Genomic DNA, 16,996 nt, shown 5'->3' on the forward strand with positions numbered 1-16,996 from the left:
TCGGTGGAGCTGTCCTGGCTTAACTGGCTCTACACGGCCATCGCCCAAGTCCTCACCTGGATTCACCAGGGCTACAGCACCTTCCTCGACCCCGATAGCGGGCTCACGTGGGCGCTGACCCTCATCACGATCACCGTCGCCATGCGGCTGCTGATCTTCCCGCTCTTCCTCAAGCAGATGAGCTCGTCGAAGAAGATGCAGGAACTCGCGCCGAAGGTGCAGGAGATCCGCAAGCGCTACGCGAAAGACAAGCAGCGCATGAACGAAGAGGTCATGAACCTCTATCGTGGCCAGGGCGCCAACCCCCTGGGCGGCTGCCTGCCGGTCCTCGCGCAGTTCCCCATCTTCATCTCGATGTTCACCGTGCTGAACGCGATGGCGCACGGCGAACTCAAGTTCGGGATGACGCAGCAGTTCGTCGACAGCGCGCGAGCCGCCCACATCTTCGGCGCGCCGCTGCCCGCCAACTTCTTCATGGGCAGTGAGCAGATCCAGGCCTTCGGCGCCAGTGTCGTCCAGACCAAGATCGTACTGGGCATCTTCGTGGCGATCAGCTCGCTGACGACGTTCCTCACCGTCAGGCAGAGCGTCACCCGCTCCATGCAGCAGATGCCCGACAACCCCATGGCGTCGCAGCAGAAGATCCTGATGTACATCTCCCCGCTGTTCGCCTTCTTCAGCCTCAACTTCCCGCTGGGTCTGATCTTCTACTGGGTCACCACCAACGTGTGGACGCTCGGCCAGCAGCACTGGTTCTACTCCCGCAACCCCGCGCCCGAGTTCGACGCCAAGGGCAACGTCATCCCCGTCGCGCCCAAGAGTGGCCTGCTGTCCAAGGTGAGGAAGAGCGCGCCGGCCGTCGAGGAGGCGCCGCCGGAGAAGCCGGAGCCGAAGATCATCCGTCAGCAGCCCAGCAAGCAGCCTCGCAGCAAGCGCACGGGCAGCAAGAAGTCTTGACCCACATCACGACGTCGATCCACAGCACGAAAGAGAGGCCCGACGTGACCGAGGCCGAGCAGGAGAAGGCTCCGGATCTTGCGGCGCTTGAGCAAGAAGGTGAGATCGCGGCGGACTACGTGGAGGGTCTGCTCGACATCGCCGACATCGACGGCGACATCGACATGGATGTCGAAGGGGACCGCGCGCTGGTCTCCGTCGTCGGCGTCAAGGGCACCGACCTGGTCGGCCAGAGTGGCGAGATCCTCGAGGCGCTCCAGGAGCTGACCCGGCTCGCCGTCCACAGGCAGACGGGGGAGCGCTCCAGGCTCATGCTCGACGTCGCCGGCTACCGCGAGAAGCGCAGGGCCGAGCTGAGCAAGCTGGGCACCGAGGTCGCCGAGACCGTCAGGCGCAACGGCGAGCCCAAGTCGCTGCACCCGATGACTCCGTTCGAGCGCAAGATCGTGCACGACGCTGTCGCCGCCGCGGGGCTGCGCAGCGAGTCGGAGGGCGAGGAGCCCCACCGTTTCGTGGTCGTCCTGCCCGTCTGATCCCGTCCATCGGGTACGGCAGGCACGCGCCAGGCCGTCGGCCCCTTCGGGGCTGGCGGCCTTTCTGCTGGCATCCATCCGCTCCTCGGTCGGCGTGGATGCCCGGACGGCTAGTCTTCGTTCCTGTAGGCACCCACCCCCGACCCGCACATTCAGGAAAGGCCACCGGATCAGTGAGCGACGAGCTGACGGCTCCACCGCAGATAGCGCGCGAGGTGTTCACCGGCGACGCGTGGGACAGGGCGCAGGAGTTCGCACGGTTGCTGGCCGGTCCCGGGGTGGTCCGCGGGTTGCTCGGTCCGCGTGAGGTGCCCAGGATCTGGGACCGCCACCTGCTCAACTGCGCCGTGGTCGCCGAGGCCATTCCCGAAAGCGTCCGCCTGGTCGACATCGGCTCCGGTGCGGGTCTGCCCGGGCTGGTCCTGGCGATCGTACGGCAGGACCTCACGGTCACGCTGCTGGAGCCGCTGCTTCGCCGTACCGTGTTTCTCGAGGAGTGCGTCGCCGCGCTCAAGCTCGACAACGTCGAGGTACTGCGCGGCAGGGCCGAGGAGTTGGCGGGCAAGCGCGAGTTCGACGTCGCCAGTGCCCGAGCCGTCGCTCCGCTCGACCGTCTCCTGAAGTGGTCCCTTCCGCTCCTGCGCGAAGGCGGCGAGCTCATCGCCATGAAGGGGGAGCGGGCCGCGGAGGAACTCGCCGACGCCGACGCGCAATTGCGGGCCAGCGGGGTGCGGACGGCCGAGCTGATCTCGGTCGGGCACGGTAAGGTCGAGCCGCCTGCAACTTTGGTCCGAGTAGTCGCGGGTCGCGCGCCGGCGTCAGGACGGCGCCGGCGAAAGAGGTGACAGTTGTGCCGGACACGTCAAGCGGACTCGGGTGGCCGGGTAAAGCCCGCCCCGAGAGCCCGTCAGGTCTCGGCTGGCCGGAAATGGACGTGTCGCGGCACAGCATTGCGGGCAGCACCCGGCCGCTGGTTGAAAGGATGGCCATCGTGACCCAGACCCCCCTTAACCCCGGCGATTCGCCGCTGGTACGAGAGGCACTCAGCTCCGTGGTTTCACGTGAAACATCTGCGACCCAGACGGCGGACGCCCCCACGCAGGACATCTCCCCGTCGGAAGCCCCCTCGTCAGGTACCGCCGCGCCGGCCGACGGCTCCTGGCCGCGTCCCTCCAAGTGCCGCGTCATCGCCGTCGCCAACCAGAAGGGCGGCGTCGGCAAGACGACCACCTCTGTGAACCTCGCGGCCGCCCTGTCGATGAACGGCGAGCGCGTGCTCGTCGTCGACCTGGACCCCCAGGGAAACGCCTCGACGGCCCTGGCCACGGAGCACCGTGGCGATGTCCCCGACGTGTACCAGGTGCTCGTCGACGACCTTCCCATGGCCGACATCGTCAAGGCGGTCCCGGACATGCCGGGCCTCTTCTGCGCTCCCGCGACCATCGACCTGGCCGGCGCGGAGATCGAGCTGGTCTCGCTGGTGGCCCGCGAGGCGCGGCTTCGGCGCGCGCTGTCGGCGTACGAGGCCGAGCTCGACTACATCATCATCGACTGCCCGCCGTCGCTGGGGTTGCTGACCGTCAACGCTCTGGTCGCGGCTGACGAGGTGCTGATTCCGATCCAGTGTGAGTACTACGCGCTGGAGGGGTTGGGGCAGCTGCTGCGCAACGTCGATCTGATCAAGGCACACCTGAACCCGACGTTGAACCTGTCGACGATCGTGCTGACGATGTACGACGGGCGGACGAGGTTGGCGTCGCAGGTGGCGGACGAGGTGCGGGCGCACTTCGGGGACACGGTGCTGAACACGGTCATCCCGAGGAGCGTGCGGCTGTCGGAGGCGCCCAGCTATGGGCAGTCGGTCATGACGTATGACCCGGGGTCCAGTGGGGCGATGGCTTACATGGATGCGGCCAGGGAGATCGCCTACCGGGCGGTGACGGTCTGAGCGGCTTGAGAGCGGGGGAGTCTTCACAATCAAGACTCTCCCCTTCCCGCCCCCCTCACCCGTCACCCACCCAAGCCTCGGCGCTCATCCTCAGCCGCCCCCACTCCCGGCCTCTGCTCATCCTCAGCCGCCACCACCCGCCCGAGACGCCCCGCACCTGACCGAGCCGCCACTACCCGCCCGAGACGCCCCGCACCTGACCGGTGCCCGCTTGAGCCCCTGTGCCTGAGCTACCTCCGGCCTGAGTCACCCCTCGCCAGCCCGCCTCGCCTAAGCCGCACCCTGGCCGGCCCGCGCGCACTCGCCCGAGCCATCACCCGCTCGAGCCACCTTTCGCCTGAGCCACCTCTCGCTTGAGCTGCCGCGACTGAGGGGCGCCCGCCTGCCCAAGCCGCTGCCTTGCCTGTCAACGCACGTTCGCCTGGGCTGCCCCCGCGCCTGAGTCATCCCGCGCCTGAGCCACCTCCCGCTTGAGCTACTCCACGTCTGGCCACCTCTCCCGCTTGAGCCACCTCCCGCTTGAGCTGCCCCGCGTCCGGCCACCCTGCTTGAGCCGCCCCGCGCCTGAGCTGCCCGCGCCTCAGCGGCGTCCGCCTAAGCCGCACCACGCCGGCCCGGGCGGCACTCGCCTGAGCCGCCTCCTCATCTCGCTCGCCTGGGTCTCGCCCTCGCGTCGTCCGGGCGGCGCACTCGCCCTGGCGTCTCCTTGTCTCGCCCCTCCGAGCCCGGCCTGAGCCGCCTTCCGCCCCTGTCTCTGTCAGCTCTAGGGGACCACCCCCTCGCCGGACTCACGATCCCGGTCACCGGCCTGGCCCGGTGCCTTGCCTCGCGTTCGCGCTCATCCGCGTCGTGCTCATCCGCGTCGTGCTCATCCGCGTCGTGCTCATCCGCGTCGTGCTCACCCCTGGGGCGCTCACCCGAGTCGAGCTCACCCGCGCGGGGTGAGCACCGCGCGGTGCTCACCCGAGGCTGGCTCGCTCCCTCGCGCGTCGTTGAAGTCGCAGGCTCCAGGTACGGCTTGGGCGGGATGTGGCAAACCCGACCGAACTGCGTGTGGCGAGCGGGCACTCGGATGCGCCTGCGACGGTAACCTCTCCTGATGTGACCGGAAGCGGCCGGGTGGATGAGGAGACGCAGTGAGTCAACAGCGGCGGGGACTGGGAAAGGGACTCGGGGCGCTCATCCCGACCGGCCCGATCGTTGACGGCACTGGGGCGGTGTCACCATCTGGCGGCTCGACACACGACAACGGTCCGCAACCGATCGCCGGGGCGTACTTCAGGGAGATCGCCCTCAAGTCCATCACCCCGAACCCTCGCCAGCCACGTGACTTTTTCGACGAGGAACGTCTCGAGGAACTGGCTGCCTCCATCAAGGAGGTGGGTCTGCTCCAGCCGATCGTGGTGCGTTCGATCGGTGGCGGGAGCTACGAGCTCATCATGGGGGAGCGCCGCTGGCGCGCCTGCCAGCTGGTCGGTCTTGACCCCGTTCCTGCGATCGTCCGCAACACCCAGGATGACGATCTCCTCCGCGACGCCCTGATCGAGAACCTTCAGCGCGAGCAGCTCAACCCCCTCGAAGAGGCCGCCGCCTACCAGCAGCTGCTCGACGACTTCGGCGCCACCCACGAGCAGCTCGCCCAGCGGGTTGGACGTTCGCGTCCGCACATCTCCAACACCCTCCGCCTCCTGAACCTCCCGCCCAATGTCCAGCTGACGGTCGCCGCAGGCGTCATCAGCGCCGGGCACGCCCGTGCCCTGCTCGCCCTGGACGACTCCCGGGCGCAGGAGTACCTCGCCAAGCGCATCGTTGCGGAGGGCCTTTCGGTGCGGACGGTTGAGGAGATCGTGGCAACAGGCGGCGCCAAGGCAGCGGGGGCGGCGCCCAAGGAACGCGCGGCGAAGCGTCCGTCCATGCCGGGCCTCGTCCACCTGGCCGACCGCCTCTCGGACCACTTCGAGACCAAGGTGAAGGTGGATTTGGGGCACAGGAAGGGCCGCATCGTCGTCGAGTTCGCCACGATCGACGACCTGGAACGCATCATCAGCACCATGGCCCCGGAAGCGGCACACGCCATGCGGGAGGGCGACGAGGTCGCCTAGCGCCCGCCCTCACGCTCCACCTGCTGAGCCTGCCTTCCACTCAGGCAGCGCAGTCCTGAGGCAGGCGGCACAGCGTAGACCGCGGACGCTTGATGTTGGGGGCGGGGTTTCACGTGAAACCCCGCCCCCAACCTTTCGCTCGGCCGCCATGGGGAAGCTCGGGCGGGCATCGCGTTTCACGTGAAACCACTCGAGGTCCGAAGGCGGATTCCTTCACCGGGCAGCTTTCTAGAGATCGGCAGGTCCCCTTCGCCGGTGGGATCGAGTCGTATGGCTCCGCCCCTGCTTCTCGCTCCCACTTCTCCTATCCTGGCCCTGCGCCCTGCCCCTCCTCCTGCCCGCTGCTCCTCGCCGCAGGCCTCCTGCCTCCTGCCCCCTGTCCGCCGCCCGCGCCTGCTGGCTGGGCCGCGTCGCCTCCGGCTGCCCGTTGCCGCCGCCTGCGGTCCGGTCCCCGTAGCCCAGCGCCTGCGGCTTCCGTTTCACGTGAAACCGTGCCGTAGATAGAGGCATGGCTGAGTAGGCATGCCGTTTCACGTGAAACAGAGAGCCATGAGTTCGGCATGGCGGCAGCTGACATCCCTGGGCGTCGCGCTTTCCGTGTGTTGGATCATGCTCTCTGCGTGGCGCCTGCCGACGTTGTCGCCGTTCCGTATCTGCCGGAGGTGCTCGGCTACAGCGCTCTGGCCACCGGGCTGGGGGTCGCCCCGATAGGTCTCGCGCTTTCCATGTGGTGCCGTGCCTCGCGCTCTCCGTGCCTCGCGCTCTCCGTGCCTCGCGCTCTCCGTGCCTCGCGCTCTCCGTGCCTCGCGCTCTCCGCTCTCCGCGTCCTCCGCTCTCCGCGTCCTCCGTGCCCCGCGTCCTCCGTGCCCCGCGTCCTCCGCTCTCCGTGCCCCGCGCTCTCCGCGCGATGTGGTGCGTTGTGCTTCCCTGAGTGGCGTCATGCGTGTGCGCTCCGCGTGGCGTTGGGCGTCTCGTCCGCGAGCGGTGCCGTCTTGTCGCGCCGCCCTCCCCGTTGCGCTGCGTGGGCTTAGGGAATGCGCGAGGGGAGGGGTTGGCGGCTTCCTGGATCTAGGCGTTCAGGTGTCTCTCGATGTCTTCGATGAAGTCGTCAACCTGAGCCGGGCTGGTGTCGAAGGCGGTCATCCAGCGGACGACGCCGGTGTGCTCGTCCCAGACGTGGAACAGGTACCGCTCCTGCAATGCGGCCGTCGCCTTCTCCGGCAGGGAGGCGAAGACGGCGTTGGATTCGACTGGATAGGTGATCTCGACACCGGGAAGCGTGGACACTCCTTCAGCGAGGCGTCGCGCCATGGCGTTCGCGTGGGCCGCGTTCGTTCGCCAGAGCTCGTCCGTGAGAAGTGCCGAAAGCTGCGTCGAGATGAAGCGCATCTTCGAGGCCAGCTGGAGTGACTGGCGACGGAGGAACGGCACCCCACGGGCGAGAGACGGCTCCAGCACCACCACCGCCTCCGCGGCCAGTGCGCCGTTCTTCGTCCCCCCGAAGCTGAACACGTCGACGCCCACGTCTGTCGTGATCCCACGAAGGGAGCAGTCGAGGAAGGCGGCCGCGTTGGCCAGGCGGGCGCCGTCCACATGGAGGTAGAGGCCGGCTTCGTGTGCCGTCTCAGCGAGGGCGGCGATCCCGCTGGGGGAGTAGCAGGTGCCGAGCTCGGTCACCTGGGAGATGGACACCACACGCGGCTGCGATTCGTGCGGGTTGCCGAGGCCCCCCAGGCGAGAGGAGATGTCCTGCGGCGTGAGTTTGCCGTCCTTCGTCGGGATGGTGATGAGCTTCACGCCGAGCAGGCGTTCCGCGGCACCGGCCTCGTGGGTGGCGATGTGCGCGGTGTCCGCGCAGATGATGGCGTCGTAGCGGCCGAGCATGAGGGCCAGGCCCACCATGTTGGCGCCCGCGCCGTTGAGCACCGCGAACCCTTCCGCGTGGTCGCCGAACTCGTCCTTGATGTGTCGCTCGAAGACGGCGGTACAGGAGTCGCCACCGTAGGCGGGGGCGTCGCCTTCGTTGGCGGTGGAGATGGCGGAGAGGATCGCTGGGTGGACGCCTGCGTGGTTGTCGCTGGCGAAGCTCTTGGGATACAGCGAGTCGATGAGCACATCGCCAGGCTAATGAGCCGACGACGCCCGCGTTCTTGGCGGGGTCTCCTCCATGTGCCTTGGGGAGGGGCAGAAACGTCTCGTTGGGGCCGGACGTGGGAGGGCCTGAAGAGGTTTCCTTGGGAGACCGAGACGATGTCCTGGGGAGGGGGCGGCCGCGAGGGAAGGGCTGGAACGACGCCCTGGGGGAGGGGCGATCCGCTGTGCTCTAAGTGAGGGGCCGCATGACACGATGGGCCAGCGCCTGACGACGATCCCTGGGAGTGGAATGCCGGTTACCGCTGGTGCACCGCCTCCGGCTGAGATCCCAATGAGCGGGTGCACAACCTCCGGTTGAGATCCCAATGGGGCGGTGCACAGCCTGCGGTTGAGATCCCATGAGGCGGGTGCTCGGCCGTAGTGGGGAGCTGATGGACGAGGCGGTGCCTCCGAACCGCCGGCCGTCGAGCGTTTGTCTTCAGAGGCTTGGACGCCGCAGCGGAGGAGGGGGTCAGCGGTGGGCGGCTCGTTCGAGGAGGCCTCGGCACAGCGCGCCCAGGTCCTTGCCTGCCGCCTCCACCGCCATCGGCAGCAGCGACGTTTCGGTCATGCCGGGAGCGACGTTCACCTCGAGGAAGTGCGGTTGGCCCGCCGCGTCCACGATGAGGTCGGTACGCGAGACGTCCCTCAGCCCCAGTGCCGTGTGCGCCGTCACCGCCATCTGCGCGCAAGCCTCAGCAGCCTCAGGTGACAGGCGCGCGGGGGCGAAGAACTCCGTGTGCCCCGCGGTGTAGCGGGCGGCGTAGTCGTACACCCCCTCGTCCGGGACGATCTCCACGGGCGGCAGCGCCACGGGACCGTCGCCCAGGTCGACCACGGACATGGCCACCTCGACGCCCTCGATGTACCGCTCGACGAGCGCCGTGTCACCGTAGGCAAAGCAGCCCACCATCGCCGCCGGCAGTTCCTCCGCGGTGCGCACGATGGAGGCCCCCAGCGCCGACCCGCCGCGAGCGGGCTTGACGAACAGCGGAAGCCCGAGGTGCTCGACGATGCGTGACAGCACGGCCGAGGCGCCGAGGTCGTGGAAGGTCTCCTTGGGCAGCGTCACCGACTCAGGCGTCCGCAGCCCCACGGACCTCACCACCGCCTTGGCCGTCGGCTTGTCGAACGCCACCCGGCAGGCGTCCGGATCCGCTCCGACGTAGGGGACTCCCAGCAGTTCGAGAACCGAACGGATCGCGCCGTCCTCGCCGGCCCCGCCGTGCAGCGTCACGAACACCGCGTCCGGCGGATCGGCGAGAACGGCCGGCACCAGGGAGGCGTCGGTGTCCCTGGTCTCGACGTCGATGCCTGCCGCGCGCAGCACCTCGCTCACCCGCCGACCGGACCGCAGCGAGACCTCGCGCTCGTAGGACAGTCCGCCGGCAAGCACGAGCACATGTCCCAGGTCGCTCATCAAAAACCCTCCGTAGATCGCCGGCGCCGCACGATGTTCCACCGTACCCGTCCAGCCGGTTGACCAGAGCCCCGCGGCGGTCCGTCCCCTCCATCTTTCTCCTGTACGGCAAGCCACCCAAGCGCCTCCCTAGTCACCGCTGACCGCCCGTCCAAGGGACGCTCCCCGTGCGCGGTGGCCAACCGCCCCAACGGCGCCCCACCCCGGGTGCCGCCGACCCGCCGCGGGGGGAGCGGTGACGAGCGCGGAAAAGCAGGAGACAGAACACGGGAACAGAGAACGCGGCCGCGGAGAAAGAGAAGGGGACATGGCCGGAGAACAGGGGTCCCAGAGACAGGGGACCGGAGAGCCGACCAGGACACAGGAGCGGAGACGTGGGACGGGGAGGTGGAGCGGCAAAGCGTAGGGCGGAGAGACAGCTGCAGACGGGGTGCGAGAACCGCGGAATGGAGATGCGTGGCGAGACGGTAATCCGTCGCCGGTGGGGGCGGGGAAGCATGGGGCGCAGGAACGACGGTGAAGCTGCGGCGGAGAGACGGGGCGGTGCGGGGTGCGGGGAATCCGTGGGGCGCTGGGATGACGGTGAAGCGGGGGCGATCCGCGGTGAGGGGGATCTGGGAAGCATGGGGTGTAGAGACGGGGCGGTGAGATGGCGGGCCGGCGGTGCGGGTTGCGAGGAAACCGTGAGGCGCTGAGATGACCGTGAGGCGGTCGCCGGCCGCGGTGAGGGGATCTGGAAAGCACGGGGCGAAGAGACAAGACGGGGCGAAGAGACGGTGGCCCGGCGGTGGGGGTAATCGTGGGGCGCTGGGATGACGGTGAGGCGGTGGCCATCCGCGGTGACGGGATCTGGGAGCGCGGGGCGTCGAGACGGGGAGGCGAGACGGGGAGGCGAGACGGCGGGCCGGCGGTGCGGGGTGCGAGGAAACGTGGGGTGTAGAGATGGCTGAGACGGCGGCGATGACCGAGCGATGCGGAGAACCTTGGGGCGGGGAGCCGGCGGCGGTCAGGCGGTGCCGGCGAAGAAGGGCGGAAATCGGGTTTCAGGAGCGCTCTCAATCGGCTCCCACCCGCCGCCCCCCGAAAACCCCCGCCCCGCAGAATCGCTCTCACACAAAAAACGTGAGCACGCCCGCAGCGGACGTGCTCACGTTTTCGGCGGCTCTCAGGCCAGATCTGGCCCAGGTGTGTCCAGCCCGTGGTGCCCCAGAATCGACCCCGTCCCGAACGTGTCGCGCAGTTGGACCTCCTGCTCGATCACCCCCGCCAGCCTCCGCACCCCTTCGCGGATCCGGTCAGGCTCGGGGAAGCAGAACGACAGCCGCATGTGCCTGGCGCCGCTGCCGTCCGAGAAGAACCCGGTTCCGGGAACGAACGCCACCCGCTCGGCCACCGCCCGCGGCAGGATCGCCTTGGAGTCGAGCCCCTCGGGCAGGGACGCCCACACGAAGAACCCGCCGCCAGGACGCGTCCATGTGACGTCCGGCGGCATCAGGGCCTCGAGGGAGCTGAGCATCGCGTCCCTGCGCTCTCTGTAGAGCTCGCGGAAGGACTTGATCTGCTCCCGCCACGGCTGCGTGGCGAGGTACTGGCCGACGGCCAGCTGCGTGAAGGTCGAGTGCGACAGCACGGCCGACTCCATGGCGAGCACGAGCTTGTCGCGGATGGCGTGCGGAGCGAGCGCCCAGCCGACGCGGAACCCCGGGGCCAGCGTCTTGGAGAACGAGCCCAGGTAGACCACGCCGTCGGAGTTGTCGGCGCGCAGCGCCCGCATGGGGTCGCCGTCGAAGCCGAGCAGGCCGTACGGATTGTCCTCGACGATCAGGATCCCGGCGCGCTGGCAGATGTCGAGGACCTGCTGGCGGCGGGCGACGTTCAGGGTGACGCCGCCGGGATTGTGGAACGTCGGGATCGTATAGAGGAACTTGATGCGGCTGCCCGCGGCGCGCAGCGCGTAGATGGTCTGCGCGAGCGACTCGGGGATGAGGCCCTGATCGTCCATAGCGATATGGACCACTTTGGCCTGGTATGCGGCGAATGTTCCGAGGGCGCCGACGTACGAGGGGCCCTCGGCGAGCACCACGTCGCCCGGATCGATGAAGATCCGCGTGATCAGGTCGAGCGCCTGCTGGGAGCCGACGGTGGCGACGACGTCGTCAGGGCTGGCGTCGATGCCCTCCATGCGCATGACCTCGCAGATCTGCTCACGCAGGTGCGGGTCTCCCTGCGCCGAGCCGTACTGCAGGGCCACGGGACCGCGGCGGGCGACCAGATCGGACACCAGCTCGCCCACGACATCGAGGGGAAGGGCCGTGACGTACGGCATGCCGCCGGCGAGCGAGACCACCTCGGGCCTCGACGCGACGGCGAAGAGAGCTCGGATCTCGGAGGCGACCATCCCGGTAGCTCGCGCGGCGTACCGATCGACGTAGGCGTCGATACGCGACCCTTGGGTCGCGGGCGTCCGACCGTGATCCGTCTCTTCTGTCACGGTCCACCTCCTAGGTGTGGCATTGAACCGAGATACCAGAGTACGTCAGAGCGTTGACCCGGCCGCGACCGGGACAGTCCGCTGCCGACTTCGTCCCTGAGTTACGATGCCAGCTGGGGACGCGGTATTCGCGCGCTTTTCCGCACAGCAACGATTGGGGCAATAGTTGTCGCGTCGGCTGGCCAACGTCACTCTGGACAACCTCGACGATCTGCCGCGACGGTGCCGGCAGTGCGTCTTCTGGGAGCTCGACCCCGTGAGCGGCGAGAGAGCCGTCAAGACGGGTGATCCAGGGCTGGAGAAGGAGGCCTGGATCTCGTCCACCCTGCTCGAGTGGGGGAGCTGCGGGAAGATCGTTTATGTCGACGGTGTGCCCGCAGGGTTCGTGCTGTACAGCCCGCCGCTCTACACGCCCCGCTCGGTGGCCTTCCCCACCTCGCCCGTCAGCGCCGACGCCGTCCTGCTGATGACCGCGCACATCATCCCCGAGTTCTCCGGCGGCGGGCTGGGCCGGATGCTCATCCAGGGCGTGGCCAAGGACCTCACCAGGCGCGGTGTGCGGGCGATCGAGGCCTTCGGCGACCTGAAGTGGGAGGAGCCGAGCTGCGTGGTGCCCGCCGAATACCTGCTTTCCGTGGGATTCAAGACGGTTCGGCCGCATCTGCGCTTCCCCCGGCTCAGGCTGGAGCTCAAGAGCGCCGTGTCGTGGCGTGAAGACGTCGAGGTGGCGCTGGAGCGGCTCCTGGGATCCATGAGTCCCGAACGCGCCCTGCGCCCCGTCTGAGCGATCTGGGGGCTCCGCGAGCCCTCGGCGCATCCTGTGCGGCATCGGCCGACGCCGTACAGCCGAAAGGCCCCGAGGGGTGAACCCCCGGGGCCCGGTGAAGCGGGTCGGGCTAGATAATGCCGTCGAGCTCGCGCAGCAGCATGGCCTTCGGCTTGGCGCCGATGATCTGCTTGACGACCTCGCCGCCCTTGTAGACGTTCATCGTCGGGATCTGGAGCACACCGTAGTCGCGGGGGACGTTGGGGTTCTCGTCGATGTTGAGCTTGACGATCTCCAGCTTGTCCCCGTACTCCTTCGAGATCTCCTCGAGGATCGGGGCGACCTGGCGGCACGGGCCGCACCACTCGGCCCAGAAGTCGACAAGGACAGGCTTGTCGTTCTTGAGGACGTCCGCCTCGAACGAGGCGTCGGTGACTGCCTTCACAGTGGGCTCCTTCGTTAGTTCTCGTTGCTTGCGAGCCAGCGCTCGGAGTCGAGTGACGCCGAGCATCCCGTGCCCGCGGCGGTGATGGCCTGCCGGTAGGTGTGGTCGACGACGTCGCCGGCGGCGAACACACCGGGGATGTTGGTCGCGGTGGTGGGCGCGGCGACCTTGATGTATCCGTCGTCGTCGAGTTCGATCTGGCCCTTGACCAGGTCGGTGCGCGGGTCGTGGCCGATGGCGATGAACAGCCCGTCGGCGGCCAGCTCGCACTCCTCGCCCGTCTTGAGGTTGCGCAGCTGGACGGCGGTCACCTTGTCGTCGCCGAGGACGTCGACGACCTCGGAGTCCCAGACGAAGCGGATCTTCTCGTTGGCGAAGGCCCGCTCCTGCATGATCTTGCTGGCGCGCAGCTCGTCACGGCGGTGGACGACCGTCACCATGCGCGCGAAGCGGGTGAGGAAGGTCGCCTCCTCCATGGCGGTGTCGCCGCCGCCGACCACGACGATGTCCTTGTTGCGGAAGAAGAACCCGTCGCACGTCGCGCACCACGAGACGCCGTGTCCTGACAGGCGCTTCTCGTTGACCAGGCCCAGCTCGCGGTAGCCGGAGCCCATCGCGAGGATGACCGACTTGGCGTAGTAGGTGTCGGTGTGGGTCTTGACCACCTTGGGATTGGCTTCGAGGTCGACCTCGACCACGTCGTCGGCCACCAGCTCGGCGCCGAACCTCTCGGCCTGCTTGCGCAGGTTGTCCATGAGGTCGGGGCCCATGATGCCGTCGGGGAACCCGGGGAAGTTCTCCACGTCGGTGGTGTTCATCAGGGCTCCACCCGCGGTGACCGAACCCTCGAAGACCAGCGGCTTGAGTTCGGCGCGGGCGGAGTAGACGGCCGAGGTGTACCCCGCGGGGCCCGAACCGATGATGATCACATTTCGGACGTCGCTCAACGCTCCACGCCTTCCTTCTCTGTTTGCCAGTGGCGTCAACAGATCCTAGGCGTCCGTGATTCCCAGCCCTACCCACATCGCCAGGGGCAAACGAAAGGAGCCCGCACAGGGCGGGCTCCTCGCGTCGGAAAGGGGATCTACTTCCAGTTGCCCAGTGTGGGCTTGACGATGTTCTTGCACTTGAACGGGTCGACCACATCGACCCTGACCCGCAGCGCGGTCTTGTCCTTCCACGAGGCGATGATCAGTGCCTCCTGGCCGTTGAACTCGCTCTGGTCCACCGTGAACGGCCTGAGCTTGCTCCGGGCGGCCACCCGCTCGACACACGCCGACACCTTGGGATCGACACCGCCGGCGTCCTTGGAGCCCGGAGCCGCACCCAGGAAGGTGCTCAGCGGCTGCTTGAGGTCCTGGGAGCTCCAGTTGTAGTCGGTGTCGGTCACCATGTAGCTCAGCGCCGGCTGCGACGCCGAGGGCTGGGGCTGGGCCAGCAGGCTTCTGCCTGGCGACGGATCGGATCCGTCCGCCAGCAGCCCGGTCGAGAGGCCCGCGGCGCCGACCACGACCGCTGCCGCGGCCGCCGCCACCAGCGGCATCCCCCATCTGCGCCGTCCAGGAGAACGCTGCGCAGGAGGTCGCTGCCCCGCTGGTCGCCGCGCGCCAGGGCGTCGCCCTGAACCGCTGTGCCCCGAGGCGCCGTGTCCGGAGTAGCCGTGTCCCGAGGCGGCGCGTCCCGAAGAGTAGGCAGGGACGAGGTCGCCGTCGTCGGCGGCCGTGCCGAGCCGTACGGGCTCGGGGGTCTGTCTGGTCAGTTCCTCCCAGTCAGGACCGTCGAGGAGGTCGAGACCCCCACCTGCGGCCTCACGAGCAAGGGCCTGGTCGATCCGCATCGCGACACCCATCGGCATGGCCGGTGTGGGAGTCGCCGCGAGCACCTCGCGAACCGCGGCCAGGTCCGCCAGGAGCTCCCCACAGGGGTCGCAAACCGCGAGATGCTCGCGGACCTGTTCGGCCGTGGCAGCGTCCAGGAGACCCTCGGCCAGCTCGGCCAAGATCTCCAGATCGTAGTGCGTGTCACCCGTCACGAAGTTCTGCTCCCTTCGCGGATGAGACGCGGGTCAGGTCAGTTCGGTTCCGCAGATGCGAAAGAATCGGGGCAAGTTTCGCGCGACCCCGTGCGCAGCGGCTCTTCACGGTGCCGCTGGGCACGGACAGCACTTGAGCTGCGTCTTCGACGGAATAGCCCATCATGTCCACGAGGACGAGCGCCGCCCTCTGGTCGGCTGGAAGCATTTTGAGGGCGGCCGAAACCTCCATGGAGACCTCGCGCTCGCCGGTCTGGTCGGGCATGGGCGTGTCACGCTCGGCCGCCTCGATGAGCTCGTCGTCGGCGACGGGCCTGACCGACTTGCGGCGCATCCTGTCGAGGCAGGCGTTGACCACGATGCGGTGCAGCCAGGTCGTGACGGCCGCCTCGCCGCGAAAGCTGTGCGCCTTCCTGTAAGCGGAGACGAACGCGTCCTGTACGGCATCAGCCGCCTCGTCGGGGTCGCCCAGCGTGCGCAGGGCGACCGCCCACATGCGGTCGCGGTGCCTCTTGACTATTTCACTGAACGCATGCTGATCCCCGTCGAGGTGCCGGGTGAGCAGCTCGGCGTCAGAGAGTGGCTCAGGTGGGGAATTCACAAGGTTTATGCCGTTCCGGGGGAATACACCACTACGTCATAGATGGTGCCACGAAACTTCCCGGCATCCGCAGGAAGACGAGTAAACCAGATCAAAACGTACTGACCGGTTGCGGCCTCGTCCGGCGTCAGGGTGACCTTTCCCGACGCGTCCTTCTGCTTGGCCACCGTCTTGAGGGAGGACAGGTCGGGGGAGTCTCCCACCTTGAGCTCGACGCTGGCCCCTGAGGCGCTGGACAGCGTCGCGATCACGTCGGCGATCTTGGTCGGCTTACCCATGTCGAGCAGCAGCCCCACACCGGGCTTGAGGTTGCCGAGGGTCGCGTTGTTGTAGTTGGTGGTGTGCCAGAAGGTGTCGGGCTTGCCGTCGACGGCGTCGTCGGCCAGCTCGGGATGTTCGGCTCCATCGTCGCCGAGAGGGTCGAAGCCCGTGGCGTTCGACGGCTTGACGATCTGCGGCTCGGCGGTCGCCGAAGGGGGCGGCTGGCTCTGCGCGGCCTCGGGAGGCGCGGGATTGCCGAGCTTGCGGCCGAGAGTCCAGGCGCCGACGCCGACCGCGGCGATCACCAAAAGGACCACGAACGTCATCAGCACCCTGTTGAGGGTGCTGGGCTGCTTGGGGGGCAGAGGTTGGGAGACGTACGTCCGCTGCTGGGTGTCGAGACCCTCGGAGCGGGAGACGGCGGCGGGGGCGGGCGGCGGCGAAGGCGGCGGCGTGTACTGGATCGTCAGCGGCCTCGCCACATCGGCGAGCGCCTCGGCCACCTGCCCGGGAGTGGACAGCGCGCTGTGGCTCTTGCGCGACTCGGGCAGCACGGCCCTGCAGGTGATGGTGTCGAGGTAGCCGGGCACACCCGCGGTCACCTGGCGGGGCGTGCAGAAGTGGCCGTCGCTCATCGGGGCGGCGGGCAGGCCGCCCTCCTCCTCGTCGCCAGGCCAGTGTCCTGTCAGGCCCGCGTAGAGCAGGCGGCCCAGGCCCTCGGCGTCGTCGAGCGCGGGATCGTCGGTGGTGAGCCCCTCCAGCGCGGCGTCGACGGCGACGCCGAGCACCTTGACCGTGTTGCCGGTGGTCCAGACGAGCTTGCCGGGGCGCAGGCACAGGTGGTGGAGGTTGTGCTCGTGCGCGTGGGCCAGCGCCTCCGCGGCCTCGGCCACCAGGACGGCGGCGCGCTCGGGCTCGAGGGGCCCGCCGGCCAGCAGGTCGGAGAGGGACTCGCCGGTGACCCACTCGCTCACCACGTAGGCGAGCCCGTCGTCCTCGGCCGCGTCGAAGACCTGGGTCAGGCGCGGGTCGGTGAGCCTGCTCGCCGCGCGCGCGGCGGTGACGACCTCGGTGACACGCGGGAAGTCGGGATCGAAGGTGTGCACCGCGACAGGGCGCGCGAGGATCTCGTCGATCGCCTTCCACAGGGTGGCGCCCTCGGACTCGCTGACGCGGTCCTCGAGCCTGAAGCGCTGGGCGAGGCGGGTGCCTGGTTCCACGGTGGAGGCGCTCATGCTTCGATCACCCACGCGGCCGAAGGCCACGCAGGTTCGCTATGCCGGGTGGATCCGCCCACGCCCCTCCTG

Annotated in this window: 15 protein-coding genes; 7 read left to right on the forward strand and 8 right to left on the reverse strand. The window is 68.6% G+C overall.

Annotation, left to right across the window (positions count from 1 at the left end; all coding sequences use genetic code 11):
• Positions 1–3: 3 nt before the first annotated feature.
• The 6 genes from yidC (at position 4) to ABFX50_RS27860 (ending at position 5,540) form a co-directional block, all read left to right on the forward strand.
• The gene (yidC, locus tag ABFX50_RS27835) at positions 4–957 is read left to right on the forward strand and encodes a membrane protein insertase YidC (protein WP_346150283.1); all 954 of its coding nucleotides are present in this window, start codon (positions 4–6) and stop codon (positions 955–957) included.
• Positions 958–1,001: 44 nt separating this feature from the next.
• Positions 1,002–1,490: a R3H domain-containing nucleic acid-binding protein gene (locus ABFX50_RS27840; RefSeq protein ID WP_183660311.1), complete on the forward strand. Its 489-nt coding sequence runs from the start codon at positions 1,002–1,004 to the stop codon at positions 1,488–1,490.
• 173 nt (positions 1,491–1,663) lie between these two features.
• Positions 1,664–2,335: a 16S rRNA (guanine(527)-N(7))-methyltransferase RsmG gene (gene rsmG, locus ABFX50_RS27845; RefSeq protein ID WP_183653163.1), complete on the forward strand. Its 672-nt coding sequence runs from the start codon at positions 1,664–1,666 to the stop codon at positions 2,333–2,335.
• Positions 2,336–2,481: 146 nt separating this feature from the next.
• Positions 2,482–3,438: a ParA family protein gene (locus ABFX50_RS27850; protein WP_376773298.1), complete on the forward strand. Its 957-nt coding sequence runs from the start codon at positions 2,482–2,484 to the stop codon at positions 3,436–3,438.
• An 816-nt stretch (positions 3,439–4,254) separates the two neighbouring features.
• Entirely contained in the window at positions 4,255–4,383 is a 129-nt protein-coding gene (locus ABFX50_RS27855; RefSeq protein ID WP_346150286.1) for a hypothetical protein, read from the forward strand.
• Between the two features lie 191 nt (positions 4,384–4,574).
• Complete coding sequence (locus ABFX50_RS27860; protein WP_346150288.1) at positions 4,575–5,540, forward strand: ParB/RepB/Spo0J family partition protein; 966 nt, start codon at positions 4,575–4,577, stop codon at positions 5,538–5,540.
• A 1,068-nt stretch (positions 5,541–6,608) separates the two neighbouring features.
• On the opposite strand, the gene ABFX50_RS27865 is transcribed toward ABFX50_RS27860, so the two are convergent.
• The 3 genes from ABFX50_RS27865 to ABFX50_RS27875 form a co-directional block, all read right to left on the reverse strand.
• Positions 6,609–7,655, reverse strand: coding sequence for a threonine aldolase family protein (locus ABFX50_RS27865; protein ID WP_346150290.1), 1,047 nt, complete (start codon positions 7,653–7,655; stop codon positions 6,609–6,611).
• Positions 7,656–8,145: 490 nt separating this feature from the next.
• Positions 8,146–9,093, reverse strand: coding sequence for a D-alanine--D-alanine ligase family protein (locus ABFX50_RS27870; RefSeq protein WP_183653172.1), 948 nt, complete (start codon positions 9,091–9,093; stop codon positions 8,146–8,148).
• Between the two features lie 1,165 nt (positions 9,094–10,258).
• A complete protein-coding gene (locus tag ABFX50_RS27875; RefSeq protein WP_346150460.1) occupies positions 10,259–11,491 on the reverse strand; it encodes an aminotransferase-like domain-containing protein in 1,233 nt (410 codons plus the stop codon).
• Positions 11,492–11,750: 259 nt separating this feature from the next.
• Between ABFX50_RS27875 and ABFX50_RS27880 the strand changes: the two genes are divergently transcribed.
• Entirely contained in the window at positions 11,751–12,368 is a 618-nt protein-coding gene (locus tag ABFX50_RS27880) for a GNAT family N-acetyltransferase (RefSeq protein ID WP_183653177.1), read from the forward strand.
• A 112-nt stretch (positions 12,369–12,480) separates the two neighbouring features.
• Here ABFX50_RS27880 and trxA read toward each other — a convergent pair whose 3' ends face one another.
• From trxA to ABFX50_RS27905, 5 genes are all read right to left on the reverse strand, one after another.
• A complete protein-coding gene (gene trxA / locus ABFX50_RS27885) occupies positions 12,481–12,795 on the reverse strand; it encodes a thioredoxin (protein ID WP_312895737.1) in 315 nt (104 codons plus the stop codon).
• Between the two features lie 14 nt (positions 12,796–12,809).
• Positions 12,810–13,742: a thioredoxin-disulfide reductase gene (gene trxB / locus ABFX50_RS27890; RefSeq protein WP_183653180.1), complete on the reverse strand. Its 933-nt coding sequence runs from the start codon at positions 13,740–13,742 to the stop codon at positions 12,810–12,812.
• A gap of 137 nt (positions 13,743–13,879) precedes the next feature.
• A complete protein-coding gene (locus ABFX50_RS27895; protein ID WP_183653183.1) occupies positions 13,880–14,827 on the reverse strand; it encodes a zf-HC2 domain-containing protein in 948 nt (315 codons plus the stop codon).
• Complete coding sequence (gene sigM / locus ABFX50_RS27900) at positions 14,817–15,428, reverse strand: RNA polymerase sigma factor SigM (RefSeq protein ID WP_376773230.1); 612 nt, start codon at positions 15,426–15,428, stop codon at positions 14,817–14,819. The genes ABFX50_RS27895 and sigM overlap by 11 nt, the downstream gene beginning before the upstream one ends.
• A gap of 5 nt (positions 15,429–15,433) precedes the next feature.
• Positions 15,434–16,924 (reverse strand): protein kinase family protein, encoded by a 1,491-nt coding sequence (locus tag ABFX50_RS27905; protein ID WP_346150293.1) that lies wholly within the window; start codon positions 16,922–16,924, stop codon positions 15,434–15,436.
• Positions 16,925–16,996: the final 72 nt, after the last annotated feature.

Source organism: Nonomuraea recticatena (assembly GCF_039533245.1).
In the GTDB taxonomy this organism is placed as follows: Bacteria; Actinomycetota; Actinomycetes; order Streptosporangiales; family Streptosporangiaceae; genus Nonomuraea; species Nonomuraea roseola.